The following is a 21,977-nucleotide window of genomic DNA, read 5'->3' as shown; positions in this document are numbered from 1 at the left end:
CAGGGGGATGCCGGGTAGCCGTGGTGCATGGACACAACCCGGTACGAAGCAGCCGCGTCCGGCCCGGCCCTCGGCGTGGTCATCGCCGTCGTCGGCGGTCTGGTCCTCGCCGGAGCCCTGGTGTGGGCGGTCCGGCTCGGCATCAAGGTGAAACAGCGCGAACCCCGCGCGCCGCGGGGCGGTGAGCATCCGACGCTGCCCGACTCCGGGCCGGCCCACGAGACGCGCCAGCGCCGCGAGCCGGACGAGGTCCCCTCCGCGGAGGAGACCGGCCGCCGGCTGAACCCGCACGAACTCGGCGCCTCCGGCAGCCGGCGCAGCGACGACCAGTCACGGCCGCGCTGGGAGGACGGCTCCAGCGGCTCGTTCGGCAGCGGCTGACCGGCCGGACCCGCCGGCCGGGCACGCGCGGTCGCGCCCGGCCGGCGGCCGCGGCTCTGGCTGACAGCCGCGCCCGGCCGCCGGCCGCGGCTGTCAGCCGTGCTCCGCCGTGGGCGCCCGCGGCCCGGTACTCGGCAGTACGCTGAGCAGGTGCGCCTGCTCCTGATGTCCGACACCCATCTCCCCAAGCGCGCCAAGGAACTGCCCGGCCGGCTGCTGGCCGAGCTTCCGCGGGCCGACGTGGTGTTCCACGCGGGGGACTGGGTCGACATCGCCACCCTCGACCTGCTGGAGCAGCGCAGCCGCCGGCTGATCGGCGTGTACGGCAACAACGACGGACCCGAGCTGCGCGCCCGGCTGCCCGAGGTGGCCCGCGCCGAGCTGGGCGGGCTGCGCTTCGGCGCCGTCCACGAGACCGGATCCGCCCAGGGCCGCGAGGCCCGCTGCGCCGCCCGCTTCCCGGACCTCGACGTGCTGGTCTTCGGCCACAGCCACATCCCGTGGGACACCACGGCACCGTCGGGCCTGCGCCTGCTCAACCCGGGCTCGCCGACCGACCGCCGCCGTCAGCCGCACTGCACGTACATGACGGTGGAGGTCGCCGACGGCCGGCTCACGGACGTCGCACTCCACCGGCTGCCGCGCCGCTGAGACCTGCGGCCCCGCCCTCCGGAGGCGGCGGCCCCGCGGTGTCCGGACCGCCGGGCCGGCAGCGGACACGTCCGGGCGTGCGCGGCGGACACGGAAGAGGGGCGACCCCCGGTCCGGGGGCCGCCCCGAGGTCGTTCATGCCTTTCTCGGGAGGGGTCGGGCCACTTCGCGCATGGAAGCGGCCCGAGCGTTGCGAGTGTGCGCTCTCACGGACCTCCTTCCCACGTACTGTGTGCTGCACATGTGCTGCAGAGGCCATGCACGCCTCATCCGTAGTGCGGCGACTACCCCTTCATTCCAACCCCACACCGCCGAATCCGGAAAATCGCCGGAAAAGTGCCGGACCGGCGAATTCCGGGGGTCCACCGCCCGGAGCCACCGGGTCAGGAGTGCCGCGGCCTGCGCACGCGGACGACGACGAGCACGACGACGGCCGCACCGGCACCCACGACGGCGGCCCGCCGGGCCGGCGGCACCCCCGCGGTGCGCAGCACGTTGATCGGCTCGGGTTCCGTGGTCCTCTGCGCCGGCCGCACGGACGCCTGTGCCTAGGCCTCCGCCACGTGGCCGACGCACTCCTGCCCGGCCTCGTCGAGCGCCTGCGGCGCCGTCCCGGTGAGACCAAGGTGGCGTAGGTGACTGGGGAGGGACCGTGGCGGGCAGGCTCAGGGCGCCGACCGGCCGGTACGGCGGCAAGTCCGCCGCGGAGCGGCAGGCCCCGACCGCCCGGCATCCGGACACGGCAGCCGAGGACCGGTCCCCCTCGCACCGGCCGGCTCCAGGACCCGGCGGAATCAGCGGCCGAGCCGCCGGTCACGCCGGTCCAGGCGGGCGAGCAGTGCGCGTGGCCGCACGGGGCGTGCGGAATCAGCGGCCGAGCCGCCGGTGCCGCCGGGCGAGCGGCGGGCGTGGGCGTACGGGGCGGCGGGGCAGGGGCGGCCGTGGCGTCCGCAGTGCCCGGCGGAGCAGTGCGACGGACACACGCCGCCGCGCCGGCCGGCCGGCGCCGCAGCAGCAGGGAGCGCGACCGCCCCAGCCCGGCGCGAGTCGAGAACGTCCAGGTCATACGGGACCTGACCTGGAACCTGGCCCGGCGCCTGCCTACTCGACCCACGCCTGGACCATGACCTGCTTGCTCACTGATCCTGCCGTCGCGCAGCGACAGCACCGACTCCGCCAGGACGCCGCCCCCGTCCGCGTACTCGCAGGACTGGACGAAGGCGGCCTGGTCGCCCTGCACGACGCAGCGCTCCAGCCGGTGCGTCATGACCGCCTCGGCTTCCCCGACGCCACGGTGTTCACCCGCTTCTTCCGGCGCCGGGCCGGCGAGACCCCGGCCGCGTTCCGGGCCCGGGCCCGGGGGACCGGCCGGTGACGCCCGCGGCGGCGGACGCCTGCTCGCCGAGGGCCCGCCGCATCACGCAACAGCCCTGGTCGGGGCCGTGTTCCGGTGGGTCCGCGGACGACGACACGGCGGCCGGCGTCCCGGGCGGGCGAACCGTGCGGTCACCGATCGGATGCGCGTAGGGTCGACGACGAAGGCCACCGGACGACGGAAGGAAGCACCACCATGGCGCAGGAAGTGCGCGGCGTGATCGCACCGGGGAAGAACGAGCCCGTACGCGTCGAAACGATCGTCGTCCCGGACCCCGGACCGGGAGAGGCCGTCGTGGCCGTCCAGGCCTGCGGTGTCTGCCACACCGACCTGCACTACAAGCAGGGCGGCATCACCGACGAGTTCCCCTTCCTCCTCGGCCACGAGGCCGCCGGCGTCGTGGAGTCGGTCGGCGACGGCGTCACCGACGTCGCGCCCGGCGACTTCGTGATCCTCAACTGGCGTGCCGTGTGCGGGAAGTGCCGCGCCTGTCTGCGCGGCCGCCCCTGGTACTGCTTCGACACGCACAACGCCGAGCAGAGGATGACCCTCACCGACGGCACCGAGCTCTCGCCGGCCCTCGGCATCGGCGCCTTCGCCGAGAAGACTTTGGTCGCGGCCGGTCAGTGCACGAAGGTAAACCCGGCCGTCTCCCCGGCGGCGGCCGGCCTGCTGGGCTGCGGGGTCATGGCCGGCATCGGCGCCGCCATCAACACCGGCAACGTCGGCCGCGGCGACTCCGTCGCCGTGATCGGCTGCGGCGGCGTCGGCGACGCAGCGGTCGTGGGCGCCTACCTGGCCGGCGCGGTGAAGATCATCGCCGTCGACATCGACGACCGCAAGCTGGAGACCGCCCGCACCATGGGCGCCACCCACACCGTCAACTCCCGGGAGACGGACCCGGTCGAGGCGATCCGCGAGCTGACCGGCGGTTTCGGCGCCGACGTCGTCATCGAGGCCGTCGGCCGCCCGGAGACGTACAAGCAGGCCTTCTACGCCCGCGACCTGGCCGGCACGGTCGTCCTCGTCGGCGTGCCCACCCCGGAGATGCAGCTCGAACTGCCGCTGCTGGACGTCTTCGGACGCGGCGGCTCGCTGAAGTCCTCCTGGTACGGCGACTGCCTGCCCACCCGCGACTTCCCGATGCTCGTCGACCTGCACCTTCAGGGCCGCCTGCCGCTGGACAAGTTCGTGACCGAGACCATCCAGCTCGACGAGGTGGAGAAGGCGTTCGAGCGGATGCACCGGGGCGACGTCCTGCGCTCGGTGGTGGTGCTCTGATGGCCGTCCGGATCGAACGCCTCGTCACCTCCGGGCAGTTCACGCTCGACGGCGGCACCTGGGACGTGGAGAACAACGTCTGGATCGTCGGCGACGACCACGAGGCGGTCGTCATCGACGCCGCCCACGACGCCCGGGCCATCGCCGAAGCCGTCGGCGACCGCCGGCTCACCGCCATCCTGTGCACCCACGGCCACAACGACCACGTCAACGCCGCGCCCGCGCTGGCCGACCTCACCGGCGCGGTCATCTGGCTGCACCCCGACGACCTGCCGCTGTGGAAGCAGACGCACCCCGACCGGGACCCCGACGAGCACCTGGTCGACGGGCAGGTGATCGAGGCGGCAGGCGCCGACCTGACGGTCCTGCACACCCCGGGCCACGCGCCCGGCGCGGTCTGCCTGCACGATCCGGGGCTCGCCACCGTGTTCACCGGCGACACCCTGTTCCAGGGCGGGCCGGGCGCGACGGGCCGCTCGTTCAGCCACTTCCCGACCATCATCACGTCGATCCGCGAGCGCCTCCTCACGCTGCCGGGCGAGACCAGGGTCCTCACCGGCCACGGCGACTCCACCACCATCGGCGCGGAGGCTCCGCACCTGGAGGAGTGGATCGCCCGCGGGCACTGACCCGCACCGCCCGTCGCCGGTGCCGGACCGTGTGCGGCACCGGCCGGAGGAACGGGTGGCGCCGCACGCCGTCCGGCGCCGGCGCGCTGCCGTCGTGCCGGTTCGGGCGCGCCGAAAAAGGCGACACAAGGTGTCGTGTATGCACGGCACCCTCGGTCACGACCGACAGGACGACGCCGGCGGACGGCGTCGGCGGGCGAGGAGGGGAGGCCGGACATGCCGGGGCCACTGCAGGGCAGGGTCGCGCTGGTGGCGGGTGCGACACGGGGAGCGGGCCGGGGGATCGCGGTGGAGCTCGGCGCGGCCGGCGCCACCGTCTACGTCACCGGACGCACCACCCGCGCCCGGCGCTCGGAGTACGACCGCCCCGAGACCGTGGAGGACACCGCCGACCTGGTGACCGAGGCCGGCGGCCACAGCATCGCCGTCCCCACCGATCACCTGGAACCGGACCAGGTGCGCGCCCTCGTCGACCGCGTCGCCGGTGAACAGGGCCGCCTCGACGTCCTGGTGAACGACGTCTGGGGCGGCGAGAACCTCTTCGCTTGGGACACCCCGGTGTGGGAGCACGACCTCGACGACGGCCTGCGGCTGCTGCGGCTTGCGGTGGAGACGCACGCGGTCACCAGCCACCACGCCCTGCCCCTGCTGCTGCGCCGGCCCGGCGGCCTGGTGGTGGAGATGACGGACGGCACCGCCGAGTACAACCGGGACACCTACCGCGTCAACTTCTTCTACGACCTCGCCAAGGCGTCCGTGCTGCGCATGGCCTTCGCGCTCGGCCACGAACTCGGCCCCCGCGGAGCCACCGCCGTCGCGCTGACCCCCGGCTGGCTGCGCTCGGAGATGATGCTGGACCACTTCGGCGTGCGCGAGGACAACTGGCGCGAAGCCGTGGAGCGGGTCCCCCACTTCGCCATCTCCGAGACCCCGCGCTACGTCGGCCGTGCCGTGGCCGCCCTCGCCGCCGACCCGCACGTGGCGCGCTTCAACGGCCGTTCCCTGTCCAGCGGCGGGCTGGCCCGCGAGTACGGCTTCACCGACCTGGACGGCAGCCGTCCCGACGCCTGGCGCTACCTGGTCGAGGTCCAGGACGCGGGAAGGCCGGCGGACACGACCGGCTACCGCTGACCACCCGCGGCCGCGCGGCGTCGCCGGCCATGGCGGAGCGCCGCTGGGCCCGGTGCGAAAGCCGCCGTCCACGCCGGCACCACCGGCGGTCGCCTCGGCCGGGGCGCCGAGGGACCAGGCGTGGAGCCGCTCGTCCGGGCAAGTGCCGCCGGTGGCCGCCTCGTCCGGGGCGCCGAAAGGCCGGGCGCGGACCCGTCGTCCACGCCGGCACCGCCCCTGGCCGCCCTGTCGGCGGCGCCGAGGGCCCGGCGCGGACCCGGTCGCCCCGCGCGGACGCCGGGCACGAGCCGCGCCGGGGCCGCCGCCGTTCACGGGGACGCGGCGGAAGGGGAGTTGGCGTACGGGACGGTGAGTGGGCGTGAGGAGTGGGGAGACGGCCCTGACCCGCACCCTCGCCGGGCACGCCGCCGCCCGCGGTGTCCGCGCCCACCTCGTCCTGCCGGGCACGGTCCGCACCTCGGCGTGGGAGGGCGGGACGCCGAACTCGACGCGGTCCGCGGGCTGTACCCCTCGGCCGCGTGGGCGAGCCCGAGGACGTCGCCGCGGCCGTCGCCTTCCTCGCCTCCCGCGACGCGGCCTGGATCACCGGCACCACTCTCGTCGTCGACGGCGGCCTCACCGCGGTCAACTCCGCTTTCCTCCGCGCCGTCCGCACCGGCGGCGAACGCTGAGCCGCGACGGTCCGACGGCTACCCGGCGGGCCGTCGCGCGGGTCCGCGTGTCACCGTTTCGTCTCAGCACGGGCGGTTGTACAACCGGCGGTCCCCGGCGGAGGTCTAGTGGTCAGAGTCCGCACGACCGTACGAAGGGGGAAGGCCGGACATGAGGGACTTGGGGAGACGAGGTGCCGTGGCGCTCGGCGTCACGGGGCTGGTGGCACCGCTCACGCTGGCACTCGGCGCCGCGCCGGCGCAGGCCGCGAGCTGCACGACACAGACCGGTCCGTACCAGAGGCAGGTGGAGAAGTTCCTCGGCCGCCCGGTGGACGGCCGCCAGTCCGCCGCCGACTGCACGGCCGTGCGGGCCTTCCGGAACCGGCACGGCATCACGCCGAACATCGGCTACGCGGGCCCCGTCACCTGGGGCGTGATGAACCTGATGAACAAGCAGAAGGCCGTCGGGAACAAGCCCAACAAGGACGGCAGGTGCCCGGTCGACAAGGGCCGCATCGCCTGTGTGAACCTCACGCTCCAGCTCAGCTGGATCCAGGACGGCAGCCGGCTCGTCTACGGGCCCGTGCCGGTGCGCACCGGCCGCAACGGTTACGAGACCCGCACCGGCCTGAAGAAGGTCTACTGGCGGCACATCGACCACGTGTCGAGCATCTACCACGTGCCCATGCCCTACAGCCAGTTCTTCGACGGCGGCCAGGCCTTCCACTCGGTCGGCGTCAGCATGTGGAACCCGCCGGGGTCGCACGGCTGCGTGAACATGACGAGCAAGGACGCGAAGAAGTACTGGTCGCTGCTGAAGAAGGGCGACGACGTCTACGTCTACGGCCGCAAGCCGGGCACCTGAGCCGGCCGGGCGGGTGGCGGCCGGGGCCGCGGTCCCCTCGTCGTGCGCGCCGGGCCGGCGGCCGCCCGCCGCGCCGGCCGGGACGCCCCCGCCTGGTGCGCGCCGCCACCCGGCAGGGTGCCGGGCGCACGGGGCGGCACCGGGCCGGCGGCGAGCGGGCGGGGCCCGGCCGGCGGCCCGCACATCGAACTCGCCGCTGTCGCTTGGCACATGACGTGAGCAGTAACACGTCCAAAAGGTCCGCTTTGCTTGTGATACCTGACATCGCCTTCACGCGGTGAGCCGTATGCTTCACACCATGTCCACCACTCCTGAGCCTGTCTCCGGGCGATCGGCGGACGAGGTCAACGAGGAGATCCGGGCCCTGTGGCTCCGGTCGGGCGGGACACTGAGCGTGGAACAGCGCGAGGAGTACCGGCGGCTCGTACTGGAATGGGCCGCGGCAGCTCCCCAGCGCGTCAGCGCGGCCTGAGCCCGCCTCGCCGCGCCGGCCACGGCCGTTCGCGGCGCCGCTCACCCGGTCCCGTCCCGCACCGGCCCACCGTCCCGGGGCACTCCGAGCGCGAGGGGTGCCCTCCTCGCCCGGACCCAACGATCGCCACGGCCCTCGGCGCCCTCGCCGGCGGGCCGTGTCTCCGCCGTACGCACTCGCCGCGGCCGCCCGTCACCCGCCTCGGCCGGGCGACCTCGTCGCCGTCGCTGCGGACATCCGTCACCTGGCAAACGCAGCGCGCGGTGGGCGGCGCCCGCGTCGGCCGCCGCGCGTACGGCGGGCGGCACCCACCTCGGCCACCGTACGCGCGGCCGGACCAGAGCCGTCCCGGGCCGGGCTCAGCCCCAGCTGGCGGAGTAGTGGCGGCGGTAGGCCTTGCGGTCCTGCTCCGCCCGGAGCCACCGGCTCGCCACGAGCGCGATCAGACTGCCGGCGATCACCAGCAGGCCCGGTCCGGCGTTGCGGGGATCCCTCAGCCGCGAGAGCAGGGTGGTTCCGTCGGCGCCGCCCGCCGCCGGAGCCGAGGAGCCGGGCGAGGCGGCACCGGGTGCGCCGGCGCCCTGCGTGGCCGAGCCGGACGGGGCGGCGGAGGACCCGGCGGCCCCGCCGGGCGTCCCGCCCGCCGCCACGATCAGCTTCATGCCCGTCGTCGCCAGCGCCTTCGTCACCGGCTGGAAGAACGTCGTGCCGCCGGTCGCGCAGTCGCCGCTGCCGCCCGAGGTCACGCCGAGGGCGATCCCCTCGGAGAACAGCGGGCCGCCGCTGTCACCCGGTTCGGCACACACCGTCGTCTGGATCAGGCCGGAGACGGTGCCCTCCGGATAGTTCACGGTCGCGTTCAGCGCCGTGACCTGGCCGTCGTGGAGCCCGCTCGTGCTGCCGCTGCGGAAGACCCGCTGACCGACGGCCGGATCGGCCACCCCGGTGATCCGCACGCCCTTCCCGCCGCCGATCGCCACGACGCCCGCGCCGTCGCCCGCACGGCCCGAGTCGTACCGCACCAGGGAGAAGTCGTCACCGGGGAAGCTGCCGGCGACCGTCCGGCCGATCTGCCGCGCGGCCCGGCCGTCCGCGAACCAGACGGAGCCGGTGGGACCGCAGTGCCCCGCGGTGAGGATGAAGTCGTTGCGTCCGTCGGTCACGTTGAACCCCGCCGAGCACCGGCCGCCGGTCGACAGGATCGGCTGCGCGCCGTTGAGGCGGGTGGTGAACGTGCCCCTGGTGCGCTCCATGCGCACGAAGTCGCCGACGCCCTCGGCGACCCGTGTCAGCCGGGACCAGTTCGCGGCGGAGACCGTGCTGTCGCCCTGCACCACGACCTGGTTCGTCCGGTAGTCGACCGCCCACGCGGTACCCGCCACCCGGGGCGCCGCGCGCAGGGCACCGGTCGCCGACTGCAGCTCGTCCATGCTGTGCCGCACGACCTTCGCCTCGGCGCCCGCGCGCCGCACCTCGGCCGCCGCCCCGGCGTCGGTCACCGCGACGACGGGACGCCCGTCGGAGCCGATCCAGCTGCCGGCCGTGCGGGAGGCGCCGAGCCGTGTCACCAGATCGGCTCCGGGGCCGGCGAGCGTGCGCGCCGAGGCGGGCGGCACGGCGGACGGGCCGGCCGTCTCGCTCGCCATGGCCTGCGTGACCATGGCTCCGCCCAGGACCAGTCCGCCGACGGCCGCCAGCCGTGTCAGTCGCCGGACGACCCGTCGTCGTGCGTGCCTCATGCATGGCTCCCGAACCCCGAGGACGCGGCCGCAACACCGCGGGGCGCTCCGGTCGTCGAGCGCCCGTCCTCCATACGTGGCGCACGCCGCCGGTGTTCACCGCGGCGGTGCCGTCCTGGGACGGTGCCGGTCAACAGGGGGTGGGGGAGGCCGCGCCCGGCCGCGCGGCAGGGCCGGGCCCGTGCGCCGGCGGACCGAGACGGGCCCAGCTCGCGGCGTCGCCCCACACGGAGGACGCGCCGGCATAGGGCCGCAGCAGCGCGGTCAGCTCCGCCTCCCCGCGCCGGTTCAGCTCGTCGGAGGCGAGCTTGCGGGCGATGCCGGCGAGGAAGTCGGCGAGCTGCACCCGCGGGTCCTGCCGCGAGTCCACGAGTTCCAGCCCGGTCAGCCGGACGCCCTCCTGCCGGGCCGTCCGCACGATCCAGGCGACGCGGTCCGCGGTGAGCATGTTCTGCTGGTCGTGCACGAGCCGGACGGGAGCGCCGTGCGCGCTCCAGTGGGCGGCCGTGCGGACGATGGCGGGCAGCAGCGGGTTGAGCAGCGGGGCCACGGCGGGTCCCTGGAGCGTCCGGGTCCGGAAGGAGCCGGCGCGCGCCCGGCTCCCGGCGAGCCGCGCCAGCGTCGCCGCGACGTGCGGGTCGCAGGGCAGGGCGCGCAGCGCCGCCACGGCCCGGAGGAAGTCGTCCACCGGCGCGGCCGGGTCGGCGGTGTGCCGCACGCGCAGGAGGTGGTTGGCCGCCTCCAGGAAGGTGCGCCACGGCTCCTCGCCGAACGCCGCCGGCCCCGTCCGGTACAGCGTCGCCGCCTCCGCCGGGTCGCCGAGCAGCACGCCGAGGGCCCGGTCCACGACGAAGAACGCCTTCTCGGTGAGGTGCACGTGCGCGTGCCCGTACAGTGGGCCCGCGGGGGAGAGCAGCCATTCCAGTACCGCCCGGTGCTTCTCCCGCAGCAGGTGGTTGGCCTTGTACTCCTCGGCGGGCGAGCGGATCCGGTCCCGTATCTCCCGCACGCACCCGGCGGCGACCGCCATGGGCAGCCGCACACTGGCGTGGGCGAACACGTCGGTGTTGCCGCCGGTGAGGTTCTCACCGTCCGACCCCGACTCGTCGCAGGCGACGTCGAGGAGAGAACCCTCCGCCATCCGCCGCGCCCCGTCCTCGTGATGCCAGGTCAGCTCCGTGTCCGACCCTACCTTTCCCGTGCCGTGCGACGGATGTCATTTTCCGCGGGCGGCTGCCTACACTGCCGCGCATGGACGACACCGTGGTGGAGCGGCTCGCGGCCGGCAAGTACGTACTGATCACCAGCTACCGGCAGAACGGCACCCCGGTCGCCACCCCCGTGTGGGTGGTCCGGGACGGTGACGCGCTAGGGGTGTGGACGGCCGCCGGCTCGTGGAAGGTGAAGCGGATCCGCAACCGGCCCGACGTCCTCGTCGGGCCCTGCGACGTACGCGGCAACCCGACCGGCGACCAGCTGCCGGCGACCGCGGAGATCTGCGACCCGGCCACCACCGCACGCTACCGGGGCCTGATCGCGCGCAAGTACGGGGTGTTGGGCCGTCTGACGCTGCTCGGCAGCAGACTGCGCCGGGGCAAGCGGGGCACCGTCGGCATCCGGGTCACCCCGGCGCGCTGACGCCGGCGCGCCGGCCCCGAGCCGGGCGGCGGGCCGCGCCGGTCGACGCGCCGGATGGTGGACGGCGCTCGCGATCTCACCCTCGGCGGCGGGCGAGGCGGTCCCGCGCACGCCGGCCGGCGCTGCTGGTGCCGCCCCGGCGGCAGGGCGTTCCGGTCCCGCGCACGGCGGCCGGCGAAGCCCGTCCCGCGCCGGGAGGCCGGCCGCCGGCGCTTCCGTGACGCCACGTGACCGGCTTTCCGTTCGTGCCGCCGAAGGCGATCGTGGGGACGCGTCACGCAAGCCGGCCTCCCCTCCAGAGGGTGGCCGACCCGCGAGAGAGTGATCCCCCTCCATGTCGGGGACCGCATCCGCCGGGCAGCCGGTCACCCACGCTCGTGGGGACACATCGATACCGACCGATGGGATCCGCTGACCACGAACTTCTGTTGAGTTCTACGGCAGCGGCCGGAACCTGCGCCCCTCCCGACCCGCCGTGGTTGTTTCGGGTGGAGGCTGACGGGGACCCGGACCGCAGGCCGTCGGCGGGCCGGTTCTGCCGCAGGGCCGACGGCGGCACCGTCGTTCCACCCGGTCCGGGTGAACGGCCTTCCAGAGGCGTGCCGGAGCGAAGGCCCCAGCCGCAGCAAACTCACGGGCCTCAAGGCTCCTCGCGCCGTTTCCGTCACCGCTGCGCTGCGGCCGTGCCGCGGCGCCGAGGGAAGTCATCATGAAAGCAGCCGTATACGAGGGACCGCGAACGGTCGCGGTGAAGGACGTACCGGACGCGAAGATCGAACACCCCTGCGACATCATCGTCAAGATCACCACCACCAACATCTGCGGTTCCGACCTGCACATGTACGAGGGCCGCACTTCGTTCGAGTCCGGCCGGACCCTGGGCCACGAGAACATGGGCCAGGTCGTGGAGGTCGGCTCGGCGGTGCGCAAGGTCAAGGTCGGCGAGTACGTGGTCCTGCCCTTCAACATCGCCTGCGGCTTCTGCAAGCAGTGCGAGCGGGGTCTGACCAACTACTGTCTGACCATGCAGCCGGAGCCGGACCTTGCCGGAGCCGCCTACGGGTTCGCCGACATGGGCCCGTACCAGGGCGGTCAGGCGGAGTTCCTGCGCGTGCCCTACGGCGACTTCAACGCGTTGCGTCTGGGCGAGGACGCCGCCGAGCGGCAGACCGACTACGTGATGCTGGCCGACATCTTCCCCACCGGCTATCACGCCACCGAGATGGCCCATGTCAGGCCGGGCGCCCAGACGATCGTCTTCGGGGCCGGTCCGGTCGGGCTGATGGCGGCCTACTCCGCCCTCATCAAGGGTGCCGGCCGCGTCTGGGTGGCCGACTTCCACCCCGACCGGTTGCGCAAGGCGGAGGAGATCGGGGCCATCCCGATCAACACCGCCGAGCAGAAGCCGGCGGAGGTCGTCAAGGAGGCCACCCTCGGTCTGGGCGCCGACAACGGCTGTGAATGCGTCGGCTACCAGGCGCACGACCCCCAGGGACACGAGGACGCCAGCCTCACGCTCAACGGCCTGATCGACTCGGTCAGGTTCACGGGCCGCATCGGCGTGGTGGGCGTGTTCCTGCCCGAGGACCCCGGCGGTGCCGAGGCCCAGGGGGAACTGGAGGCGCACGGCAAGGTGCCGATCGACTTCGGCAAGATGTGGTTCAAGGGCCAGCACATGGGCACCGGGCAGGCTCCGGTGAAGAGGTACAACCGGGCGCTGCGGGACCTGATCGCCGGCGGAAAGGCGAAGCCGAGCTTCGTCGTCTCCCACGAACTCCGCCTGGACGAGGCCCCCACCGGCTACGAGCACTTCGACGCCCGTGACGAGGGCTGGACCAAGGTGGTCCTGCATCCCGACGGACACGGCAACGGCCACAAGCAGTGAGGGACTCCGACGCCGCCGTCCCGCCTGTCTCTCCGGGCCCATCCGGGGGACGGGTGGCGATCTCCCCGGCTCCGCCGGTAGGGGACGGGCGTTGCCGCCCCTGCGCTCCGGTCGGACCACCAGCGGCGGTCGCCCGCCTCCGGCCCGGTAGGACGGACGCCGACTCCGCCCGCCCGGCTTGACGGGCGCGTACCTCGACGCGAGGTCTGAACCCGTCCCTCAAGTCAACGCCATGGGCCTGCCGGTCATGACGCTTGGCAAGCCCATGGCGCGCGTCACGTACACGCGCGACCGGACGACTGCGCCGGTTGGGCCGACGGAGGCTGACGTCGAACGCGGGCCACGCGGCAACTCCGGCGTCGTCCGCTGTGCGTGCTTCAGCTTCTCCCTCACGTGACCTGCCTCCCTTCACCTCATCTCACGTTTGAAGCACCCATGAAGACAGACACCCACTCCACCTCCCGCCTGCAGCACGATCCGCTCGTACGCGGCCTCGGCTGGGCCAGTGCGCTCATGGGCGTGCCCCAGATCGCCGCCCCGGCGGGCTTCGCCCGGGCACTGGGCGTGGGCGGCGCCCCCCGGCACCGTCTGGCCACGACCGCCGTCGGAGTGCGCGAGCTGGCGGCGGCGACCGGGCTGCTGGGGCGCCCGCATCCCGCCTGGCTCTGGGGCCGCGTCAGCGGGGATCTCATGGATCTGACGATGCTGGCCCGGGCCCTGAAGAACCACGACGGCCGCGGCCTCGGCCGCACCGTTGCCGCGACCGCCGGGGTCACCGCGATCACGGCCACGGACGTCTACGCGGCCGTGACCCGCACGCGTAGGAGCACTCCCATGGAACTGACCGCGACCACCACCGTCGTCCGGCCCCCGGACGAGGTGTACGGCCTGTGGAGCGACCTGAAGCGGCTGCCGGAGTTCATGGCGCACCTGGACGAGGTGCGCGTCACCGGCCCGCGCACGAGCCACTGGCGGGCCAGCGCGCCGTTCGGCAAGACGGTCGAGTGGGACGCCGAGACCACCCAGGACGTCCCCGGCCAGCTGATCGCCTGGCAGTCGGTCCACGGTGCCGACATCGGCAACTCCGGCGAGGTCCGCTTCGTGCCCGCTCCCGGCGGCCGGGGCACGGAGATCCGGGTGACCCTGCGCTACGACCTGCCCGGCGGGGCGCTGGGCAAGGCCGCAGCCCGCTACTTCGGCGAGGAACCGCACCAGCAGCTGGACGACGACCTTCGCCGGTTCAAGCAGGTCGCGGAGACCGGCGAGGTCGTCCGCTCCGAGGGCGCACCGGGCGGCAAGCGGGCCCGCGGGGAGTTCCCGCAGCGTCCGGCCCGACCGCTGACCGAAGACGAACTGAAGGAGGCCCTGGCATGAAGGCGAACTGCTGGACGGGACGCAACACGGTCGAGGTGCAGGACGTCCCCGAACCGTCGATCCTGAACCGCCGCGACGCCATCGTGAAAATCACCTCGACGGCGATCTGCGGCTCCGACCTCCATCTGCTCGACGGCTACGTCCCCACCATGGAAAAGGGCGACATCATGGGCCACGAGTTCATGGGTGAGGTCCTCGAGGTCGGCCCCGGCATCAGTGACGACAAACTGCGCGTCGGCGACCGTGTCGTCGTGCCCTTCCCCATCGCCTGCGGCGCCTGCGCGGCCTGCCGCGCGGAGCTGTACTCGTGCTGCGAGAACAGCAACCCCAACGCCGGCCTCTCCGAGAAGTTCTTCGGTCACCCCGTCGCCGGCATCTACGGCTACTCGCACCTCACCGGTGGCTTCGCCGGCGGCCAGGCCGAGTACGCCCGGGTGGTGCTCGCCGACGTCAACGCTCTCAAGATCGAGTCGGACCTCACCGACGAGCAGGTGCTGTTCCTGTCGGACATCCTGCCGACCGGGTACATGGGCGCCGACATGTGCGACATCGAGGAAGGTGACGTCGTCGCCGTCTGGGGCGCCGGTCCGGTCGGCCAGTTCGCCATGGACAGCGCCCGCGTCCTGGGCGCGGAGAAGGTCATCGCGATCGACAAGGAGAATTACCGGCTGGAGATGGCCGCCGCCCAGGGCTACGCGACCGTCGACTTCGAGGACGTCGACGTACGGTCGGCTCTGCTGGAACTCACCGGCGGCCGCGGCCCCGACAAGTGCATCGACGCGGTCGGAATGGAGGCCACCCACGGTGCCTCCCACATCCACCTCTACGACCGAGCCAAGCAGGCGGTCCGCGCCGAGACCGACCGGCCGCACGCCCTGCGCCAGGCCATCCTGTCCTGCCGCAGCGGCGGCGTGGTGTCGGTCATCGGCGTCTACGGCGGGCTGATCGACAAGTTCCCGGCCGGTGCGTGGATGAACAGGGCCCTGACCCTGCGGACGGGGCAGTGCCATGTGCAGAGGTACATGAAGCGGCTGCTGGGTCTGATCGAGCAGGGCAGGATCGACCCCACCCGGGTGATCACCCACCGGCTGCCCCTGACCGAGGCGCCTACGGGCTACGACCTGTTCAAGCACAAGAAGGACCGCTGCGAGAAGGTCGTCCTCAAGCCGTGAGCGCCGCGCCGGTCAACTGCGGCCCCCTGTGCCGCTGACGCCGGCGAGCGAGCCGGCCCAGGGTGACGTGCCTTGGGCCGGTGTCTCGGGAGCTGCGCCGCCTCAGCGGACCATGGACCGGCCGTACGCGCCGGGACCTGGGCGGCGCGCCCGGCCGGTGGTGTGTGTGGCACCAGCGGCCGGGTACCCGGGTGCACCGACCGCGAGGGGCGCCCCGCAGGAGCCCAGGCCGTCACGGCTCGACGGCTGCGGGGCACCCGTCCGTCCCTCATCCCTCCCTGCGAGGCCTGCGATGAGCCGTCTCTTCTCGCCGCTCACCCTCCGCGGCACGACCTTCCGGAACCGGGCCTGGGTGGCCCCCATGTGCCAGTACAGCTCGGTCGACGGGTATCCGCAGGACTGGCACCTGGTCCATCTCGGCTCCCTGGCACGCGGCGGGTCCGGCCTGGTCATGCAGGAGGCCACGGCAGTGGTGCCTGAGGGCCGGATCACCCCTTCCGACGCCGGCATCTGGGACGACGGGCAGGCCGCCGCGTACAAGCGGATCACCGACTTCGTCCACGGGCAGGGAGCCATCGCCGGCATCCAGATCTCCCATGCCGGCCGCAAGGCGTCGACGGCACCGCCCTGGGAGGGTGACGTCTACGTCGGACCGGAGTCCGGTGGATGGCAGACGGTGGCGCCGTCACCGCTGCCGTTCGGCGACTGGCCGACCCCACGGGAACTCGGCGCGGACGACATCCGCGCTCTGGTCCGGGCCTTCGGCGAGGCCGCCACGCGGGCGCTGTCCGCCGGCTTCGAGGTCCTGGAGATCCACGCTGCGCACGGCTATCTGCTGCACCAGTTCCTGTCACCGCTGTCCAACCACCGCAGCGACGAGTACGGAGGCGATCTCGACGGGCGCAGCCGGTTCCTCGTCCAGGTGACCGACGCCGTACGGGCGCAGTGGCCGGAGACCCGTCCGCTGTTCGTACGCTTCTCGGCCACGGACTGGGCCGACGGCGGCTGGACCCCGGAGGAGACCGTCGAGCTGTCGCGGCACTTGGTGGCCCACGGCGTCGACCTGGTGGACGTCACCAGCGGCGGGCTCGTGCACAACGCCCGTATCGAAGTGGAGCCGGGCTACCAGGTGCCCTTCGCCCGAGCCGTCCGCGAGGGCGCGGCCCTGCCCGTCTCCGCGGTCGGCCTGATCACCGCACCGGAGCAGGCCGACCAGATTCTCGTGGACCGCTCGGCCGACGCGATCATGCTGGCGCGCGAACTGCTGCGCAACCCGACCTGGCCCCTCCGCGCGGCCCGCGTGCTCGGTGACGACGTCCCGTGGCCGAAGCAGTACCAGCGTGGCCGCCCGCGTCATCGCTGAGGCCGCCGTCGCCCGGGCACCCGGGAATTCAGCACGAGGCAAGGAGGTTTTCTCCGATATGAGCGATCCAGGCAGCAATGCCTCCTTTCCCGCACCTCAGAGCGAGTCGGTACGTGAGCTGCTCGCGGCCGACCGTGTCGGCACGCTGCAGCAGATATCCGCCCTGAGCCGTGAGTTCGAAGGGATCGTCGAGTCGAACGCACTGGTGGCCATCGACGACGAGCACGACCCGGAAGGGGCGAGCACGGCCTTCGAGCGGGCGCACGTCGCCGCCCTGCTGTCCCAGGCGCGCGAGCATCTGAACGATCTGGATCACGCCTTGGAGCGGTTGGAGAGAGGCGACTACGGGCGCTGCGAGCAATGCGGTGAGCCGATCCGGAAGGAGCGTCTCGAAGTTCGTCCGGCGGCGAGGACCTGCGTGCCCTGCGCGTCCGTGGCTCATTGAGGCGTGCACGGCTGAGGAGCGCGACATGTCGTCCTGTCCTGGACGGCTCCGGCAGGCGAAGTGAGGCGATCGAATGGACCGGGCCCCCGAGGTGGCCGTGATAGGAGCCGGCATCGTCGGACTCTGCACCGCCTACGCGCTGGCCGAACGCGGAACGACGGCGCGGGTCTATGAAAGGGGCGTTCCGGGCCACGGGCAGTCCAGTGGTCAGTCCCGCATATTCCGTCACGCGCACGACGACGCCCGCCTGGTCGAATTCACCCGGCAGGGCCGCGCCGTCTGGGACGAGTGGGCCGACCGGTTGGGCGCCGAACTCGTCTCCCAGGACGGAGTGGTCGCCCTGGGCGGTCCCGTACCTCGGAGACTGCGTATTCTGCAGGATGCCGGCGGCATACCGGTCCGTGCCGTGGACAGCGCCGAGCTTCACGCCCGCATGCCGCTGCTCGCCGACTACCGCGGTCCCGCGATGCTCGACGACGGCGGCGGTGCCATCCGCACCCGTGCCGCGGTCGAGTGCCTGGCCGGCGCGCTGGGTGACTCTGTCGTCACCGACGAGGTCATCTCGCTGCAGCCGACGGGCCGCGGCACGGTGGAGGTGCTCAGCGCCGCCCGCCGCGAAGAGTACGCAACGGCCGTGGTGTGCGCGGGCCTGGGCACGGCGCGACTGGCGCGCACCGTGGGGCTTTCGCTGCCCGTACGGCCGGCAGCCCACGTCCGTCTCACCTTCCAGGTCAGGGGAGCACCGCCGGAACGGGTCGCCTGCCTGCAGGACAGCAGCGGCGACTTCGGGGAGGTGGGCGTCTACGCAGCCCCCTACCCCGGCAACAGCCGCTACGCGGTGGGCCTCAGCCAAACGGTCGAGGTGCGGGAGGACGGCAGCTTCGTGGACCCCGAAGCGCTGACGGCGCTCGCCGACCGCGCCCGGGGGTACGTCTCCCGCGCACTCCCCGGCCTCGACCCCGAGCCCGTCGAGTACCTGCACTGCTGGGTGACAAGCCTGCCGTGGAGCGAGGACGGCATGGCGGTCTGGGAAGCCGACAGGATCTTTTTCGCCGCCGGGCACAACCTGTTCAAACAGGCACCTCGACTGGGACGGGCACTGGCCGGCGCGGCCATGGCCGAAGGGCTCGAGGAGGACCTGCGTCCGGCGGCAGCACTCGGCCGGCCCCGGTGAAGGCCCCAGCCGCTTGACGCGGCCCGCTCCGACGACAGGGCTCTGCCAAGGCGCGGTGAAGCCGGTACGGGTGCCGCAGGCCTGCTGCCTGCGGCACCCTGTGTCTGCCTGCGACGCGCCTTTGCCGGGGATCCCTCATCCCTCACCGGCTAGGTTGGAAGACGGCGCGTACGCACCCGTCGAGCTTCTCCTTGAAGAGGTGGTATCCCTTCGGCCCGTCGTCGAGGGACATGACGTGGGTGGCCAGGTGGGCCGTCTTCAGCTCGCCCCTTTCCATCCGCTCCAGGAGCATGGGGATGTAGCGGTGGCCGTGCTGCTGGGCGCTGCGCAGGGTCAGGCCCTTGTTCATCACCGCGCCCAGCGGGAATTTGTCGACGAGGCCCGCGAAGACGCCGAGGATGAATACGCTGCCGCCCTTGCGGCATGCCAGGATGGCCTGGCGTACGGCGGCGGATCGGTCGGTCTGCAGGTGCAGCTGCTGTTTGGCCTGGTCGTAGAGCTGCTGGACTCCGGGGCTGTGGGCTTCCATGCCGACCGCCTCGATGCACACGTCCGGGCCGCGGCCGCCGCTCATCTCGCGCAGCTCGGCGTCGATGTTGGTCTTCTCGTAGTTCAGGGTCTCCGCACCGATGTGCCGGCGGGTCATGTCCAGGCGGTACTCGAAGCGGTCGATGGCGATGACCCGGTCGGCGCCGAGCAGTATCGCCGCCCGCGCGGCCATCTGGCCGACCGCTCCGCAGCCCCACACGGCAACCACGTCGCCCGGCTTCACCCCGCCGAGGTCGGCACCCATCCACCCGGTCGGCGCCGAGTCGGATGCGAACAGCGCCGTCGTGTCGTCCAGGGCGTCCGGTACCGGGAAGGCCCCTTGGTCGGCGTACGGGACGCGGATGTACTCGGCGTGGCTGCCGGCGAAGCCGCCCAGGGCGTGGGAGTAGCCGTAACAGCCGCCCGGGGCGGAACCCCAGAGGTGCTCGGTGATGGCGGGATTGGTGTTGCCGTTGTCGCACAACGAGAAGAGACCCTGCTTGCAGTACCAGCAGCGGCCGCAGGAGATGAAGGAGCAGACCACCACGCGATCGCCCACCTTGTGCCGCTTCACCCGCGGTCCGGTCTCGACGACCTCGCCGATGAATTCGTGGCCGAGGACGTCGCCGGCCCGCATGAACGGGATGTACCCGCCCAGCAGATGCAGGTCTGAGCCGCACGTCACGGTCTGCGACACCTTGACGATCGCGTCCTGCTCGTTGCGCATCGCGGGGTCGGGTACCTGCTCGACGGACAGGTCGTTGGTGCCCTGCCAGGTCAGTGCCTTCACAGCCGCCCCCCGCCTCGAGCCTTTTCGATCATCTTGTCCAGCGGGCGCCCGGTGACCGTGGGCCGGTTGGTCGGAGGCCAGTCGGGGAGGAGGATCTCTCCCGTCTCGACCAGCGCCTTGGCCTCCCGCAGCGCGGTCCGCAGTTCCTGGACCGGGTCGTCTCCGGTCTCCCGCTCGGAGGTGCCGCGCGGCCCGGCATGCTCCTTGTCGTGCAGCCGGGAGGCCAGTTCCGTCCCGCGGTCCCCGGGGGCGGGGCGCAGCTGGGTGTCGATGGCGTCGCCGAGCCGGGCGAGCGGCTCCGGCAGCTTCCCGCCGGGCGCCACCTCGTCGGCGGACGCGCAGACTGTCATCACGTGCCAGCGCGGCTCGGTCTCCTGGGCGTGGGAGGCTCCCGGTCGGATCGCTTCGCCGGCGCGGCGGGCCACTGAGACCGCGGCACTCAGGGCCTCGGTTCCCATGTCGACCACGGTGGAGACCGCGCCGCCTGCTGTGGGCTTCTTCACGACTTCGTTCCTTTCTGAACGGCGACGTCGTCCCGGGCTGACCCCGTAGGCGCGTGAGTTGTGGAACGTCCTGCGGGGGCCTGGGACGCAGCTTCTCGCTGCCGGGCTGGGCGCGGACCCCGCGTGACGAGGCCCGCTGTCCCCGTCAGTGGGCCGGACGCGGCGGTCTGCCGTTGATGGGGGCCGGCCGGAGCGCGGGCGGCGATCGCCCGTCCGGTTCCGCGGCGCCGGGGCGTCTGTCACCCGTTCGCCGGACCGGTGCGGGGCAGGCAGGTGGTACGGCGGCCCTGTGGTTCTTCACTGCCCTTCGATCTTCGCGTCCGGCACGTCCATCACCGTGACCGTTCGCGAGCCTTGATGGACCGCTGCTTTCATGAGTGCTTCCCTTGGCGCCGCGGCACAGCCGCAGCGCAGCGGTGACGGAAACGGCGCAAGGACCTCGGGACCCGTGAGCCTGCTGCGGCGGGGCCTTCGCTCCGGCACGCCTCTGGGCGCCGTCCCACCCGGACCGGGTGGAACGACGGTGTTCCGCCGGCCCTCCGGCGGAACACCGGCCCGCCGACGGTCTGTCGTCCGGGTCCCCGTCAGCCTCCATCCGAAACAGCCACGTACCGATCGGCCAACGGTCGTCCCCGCGTCATTCCTGCTCTGTGCGAGAGCCGTTCGAAGACGGCCCCTCGTCACCGCGGTCGTCCTGCAGCATCCGGCGACGTTCACTTTCGCGCTTGGAGAAGGCGGCTGCCCGGATCGCCTCCTCACTCTCCAGGCCCGATCCCAACGCGCCGCCCACCGTGGCAATCGAAGCGACGAGCCAGGCCAGCGTCCAGTACTCCGCGGCGTGCAGCGGAGTCCGTGTCGTGGAGGCGAACACTCGGTCGTTGAGGATGAACAGCGCCCACACCAGGTTGACGACCAGCAGACCCGCGTAGCAGACAAGAACCCCGAAACCCACGGTCACGATCGTCGAGGCGTTGTAGAGGGTCGTCCTCTTCCTCTCCTCCAGCGAGGTGTCTGTCGATCGATGCCACAGGTGCGCGTCCAGGATCAGCCAGACGATCATGAGCGTGACAGACCCGACCATGGCGATCACGAGGCGCAGCGTGCTCTGGGACTGGGCCAGGCTCCAGATGGTGGAGTTCACGGTGGCGATGGCTCCCGTGGCGAGTGCGGCGGCCAGGGCTTTCTTCAGACCCGGCACCAACCGCCACGGCCGGTTGGCGCGGACCATACCGCCGAGCACCCTCAGGTAACCGCGCGGCCCGCTGACGACGTACCGCAGATCGGCGATCTCGTCCTCACCGATCGGGCCCGGGTGAATAGGCGCCAGACGACTGGCGAAGCGTCCCAGCGGCTGACGCTGCGGAGGTTCCTCAGCCCCGGTGGCCCGCGGACTCGCCAGGCTGAGCACGACTTCTTCCACCGCCCGCAGGGCCTTTCTCCTCAGACGCAGACCTCCCAGCGGAGGAAGGGACAGCAGCGCCACGCAGTGTTCGTGGCTCAGCTCCACAACGAGCTTGCGCCCATGGGTGTGCAGCGGAAGGTCGGTGATGGCGACGACGATGTCCCAGTTCTCCGCTTTCCCACGGTCGATGATCCGGCGTATCAAGGTGGGGAGGTCCTCGGTCCCTGCGGTGAAGGGCTCACTGACTACCTGGACGTCGAACCGTCGTCCCTGGCCCGACCTCTTGGCGAGCCGAGCAGGAAGTATCCCGGCCATGTGCTCCGCGATCACCGTCGGCGTGTCCGGATCCGCCAGGAGAGCCACGCACGTAACGCTCTGCGACGACATCCGTATCACCGGACCCTTCTCGTCGGCTGCCCCGCCGGTCACCAGTGCCCGAAATGTCCCCGGGGTAACGCCGGCGCTCCGTGACACGCCGGCCCTCGCCCACAGGCGCAGCCGGTACGGCCGGGTCCCCCCGTCCTCC

At 72.7% G+C, this 21,977-nt stretch carries 20 protein-coding genes and 2 pseudogenes; 15 read left to right on the top strand and 7 right to left on the bottom strand.

Annotated features, from left to right (window positions below):
* The first annotated feature begins 27 nt into the window (after nt 1-27).
* A complete protein-coding gene (locus ABZ920_RS02805) occupies nt 28-381 on the top strand; it encodes a DUF6479 family protein (protein ID WP_361498071.1) in 354 nt (117 codons plus the stop codon).
* 150 nt (nt 382-531) lie between these two features.
* Complete coding sequence (locus ABZ920_RS02800; protein ID WP_361498069.1) at nt 532-1,032, top strand: metallophosphoesterase; 501 nt, start codon at nt 532-534, stop codon at nt 1,030-1,032.
* 383 nt (nt 1,033-1,415) lie between these two features.
* Here ABZ920_RS02800 and ABZ920_RS02795 read toward each other — a convergent pair whose 3' ends face one another.
* Complete coding sequence (locus ABZ920_RS02795; RefSeq protein WP_361498067.1) at nt 1,416-1,568, bottom strand: hypothetical protein; 153 nt, start codon at nt 1,566-1,568, stop codon at nt 1,416-1,418.
* A 565-nt stretch (nt 1,569-2,133) separates the two neighbouring features.
* Nucleotides 2,134-2,299, bottom strand: a pseudogene (locus ABZ920_RS02790) (nuclear transport factor 2 family protein); the annotation flags it as partial.
* 303 nt (nt 2,300-2,602) lie between these two features.
* Here ABZ920_RS02790 and ABZ920_RS02785 point away from each other — a divergent pair.
* The 6 genes and pseudogenes from ABZ920_RS02785 (at nt 2,603) to ABZ920_RS02760 (ending at nt 7,438) form a co-directional block, all read left to right on the top strand.
* Nucleotides 2,603-3,688 carry an S-(hydroxymethyl)mycothiol dehydrogenase gene (locus ABZ920_RS02785; protein WP_361498065.1) on the top strand — a complete coding sequence of 362 codons (1,086 nt, stop codon included), beginning with the start codon at nt 2,603-2,605 and terminating at the stop codon, nt 3,686-3,688.
* A complete protein-coding gene (locus ABZ920_RS02780; RefSeq protein WP_361498063.1) occupies nt 3,688-4,317 on the top strand; it encodes an MBL fold metallo-hydrolase in 630 nt (209 codons plus the stop codon). Before ABZ920_RS02785 ends, ABZ920_RS02780 begins: the two co-directional genes overlap by 1 nt.
* Nucleotides 4,318-4,533: 216 nt before the next feature.
* Nucleotides 4,534-5,448, top strand: a complete 915-nt coding sequence (locus ABZ920_RS02775; protein ID WP_361498061.1) for an SDR family oxidoreductase — start codon at nt 4,534-4,536, stop codon at nt 5,446-5,448.
* 361 nt (nt 5,449-5,809) lie between these two features.
* A pseudogene (locus tag ABZ920_RS02770) lies at nt 5,810-6,119 on the top strand (SDR family oxidoreductase); the annotation flags it as partial.
* 151 nt (nt 6,120-6,270) lie between these two features.
* Nucleotides 6,271-6,966 carry a L,D-transpeptidase family protein gene (locus tag ABZ920_RS02765; protein WP_361498059.1) on the top strand — a complete coding sequence of 232 codons (696 nt, stop codon included), beginning with the start codon at nt 6,271-6,273 and terminating at the stop codon, nt 6,964-6,966.
* A 286-nt stretch (nt 6,967-7,252) separates the two neighbouring features.
* Nucleotides 7,253-7,438, top strand: a complete 186-nt coding sequence (locus ABZ920_RS02760) for a hypothetical protein (protein WP_361498362.1) — start codon at nt 7,253-7,255, stop codon at nt 7,436-7,438.
* Between the two features lie 359 nt (nt 7,439-7,797).
* Here ABZ920_RS02760 and ABZ920_RS02755 read toward each other — a convergent pair whose 3' ends face one another.
* Nucleotides 7,798-9,177: a S1 family peptidase gene (locus ABZ920_RS02755; RefSeq protein WP_361498057.1), complete on the bottom strand. Its 1,380-nt coding sequence runs from the start codon at nt 9,175-9,177 to the stop codon at nt 7,798-7,800.
* Nucleotides 9,178-9,307: 130 nt separating this feature from the next.
* A complete protein-coding gene (locus ABZ920_RS02750) occupies nt 9,308-10,318 on the bottom strand; it encodes a hypothetical protein (RefSeq protein WP_361498055.1) in 1,011 nt (336 codons plus the stop codon).
* A 110-nt stretch (nt 10,319-10,428) separates the two neighbouring features.
* Between ABZ920_RS02750 and ABZ920_RS02745 the strand changes: the two genes are divergently transcribed.
* The 7 genes from ABZ920_RS02745 (at nt 10,429) to ABZ920_RS02715 (ending at nt 18,228) form a co-directional block, all read left to right on the top strand.
* Nucleotides 10,429-10,815, top strand: coding sequence for a PPOX class F420-dependent oxidoreductase (locus ABZ920_RS02745; protein ID WP_361498053.1), 387 nt, complete (start codon nt 10,429-10,431; stop codon nt 10,813-10,815).
* A gap of 709 nt (nt 10,816-11,524) precedes the next feature.
* Nucleotides 11,525-12,700, top strand: coding sequence for a glutathione-independent formaldehyde dehydrogenase (locus ABZ920_RS02740; RefSeq protein ID WP_361498052.1), 1,176 nt, complete (start codon nt 11,525-11,527; stop codon nt 12,698-12,700).
* A 435-nt stretch (nt 12,701-13,135) separates the two neighbouring features.
* Nucleotides 13,136-14,074, top strand: coding sequence for an SRPBCC family protein (locus ABZ920_RS02735; RefSeq protein ID WP_361498050.1), 939 nt, complete (start codon nt 13,136-13,138; stop codon nt 14,072-14,074).
* Nucleotides 14,071-15,246: a zinc-dependent alcohol dehydrogenase gene (locus ABZ920_RS02730; RefSeq protein WP_361498048.1), complete on the top strand. Its 1,176-nt coding sequence runs from the start codon at nt 14,071-14,073 to the stop codon at nt 15,244-15,246. Before ABZ920_RS02735 ends, ABZ920_RS02730 begins: the two co-directional genes overlap by 4 nt.
* A 292-nt stretch (nt 15,247-15,538) precedes the next feature.
* Nucleotides 15,539-16,609 (top strand): NADH:flavin oxidoreductase/NADH oxidase, encoded by a 1,071-nt coding sequence (locus ABZ920_RS02725; RefSeq protein WP_361498046.1) that lies wholly within the window; start codon nt 15,539-15,541, stop codon nt 16,607-16,609.
* Nucleotides 16,610-16,667: 58 nt separating this feature from the next.
* Entirely contained in the window at nt 16,668-17,054 is a 387-nt protein-coding gene (locus ABZ920_RS02720; RefSeq protein WP_361498044.1) for a TraR/DksA C4-type zinc finger protein, read from the top strand.
* A 73-nt stretch (nt 17,055-17,127) separates the two neighbouring features.
* On the top strand, nt 17,128-18,228 hold the full coding sequence (locus ABZ920_RS02715; protein WP_361498042.1) for an FAD-dependent oxidoreductase: 1,101 nt from the start codon (nt 17,128-17,130) through the stop codon (nt 18,226-18,228).
* A 142-nt stretch (nt 18,229-18,370) separates the two neighbouring features.
* On the opposite strand, the gene ABZ920_RS02710 is transcribed toward ABZ920_RS02715, so the two are convergent.
* From ABZ920_RS02710 to ABZ920_RS02700, 3 genes are all read right to left on the bottom strand, one after another.
* Nucleotides 18,371-19,546: a zinc-dependent alcohol dehydrogenase gene (locus tag ABZ920_RS02710; RefSeq protein ID WP_361498040.1), complete on the bottom strand. Its 1,176-nt coding sequence runs from the start codon at nt 19,544-19,546 to the stop codon at nt 18,371-18,373.
* A complete protein-coding gene (locus ABZ920_RS02705) occupies nt 19,543-20,049 on the bottom strand; it encodes a hypothetical protein (RefSeq protein ID WP_361498038.1) in 507 nt (168 codons plus the stop codon). Before ABZ920_RS02705 ends, ABZ920_RS02710 begins: the two co-directional genes overlap by 4 nt.
* Before the next feature lie 637 nt (nt 20,050-20,686).
* Complete coding sequence (locus tag ABZ920_RS02700; protein WP_361498361.1) at nt 20,687-21,844, bottom strand: hypothetical protein; 1,158 nt, start codon at nt 21,842-21,844, stop codon at nt 20,687-20,689.
* Nucleotides 21,845-21,977 lie beyond the last annotated feature (133 nt).

This window comes from Streptomyces sp. NPDC046831 (assembly GCF_040645305.1).
Classification (GTDB): Bacteria; Actinomycetota; Actinomycetes; order Streptomycetales; family Streptomycetaceae; genus Streptomyces.
Note: the sequence above shows the minus strand (reverse complement) of the source record. Positions and strands in the feature narration are given on the sequence as shown.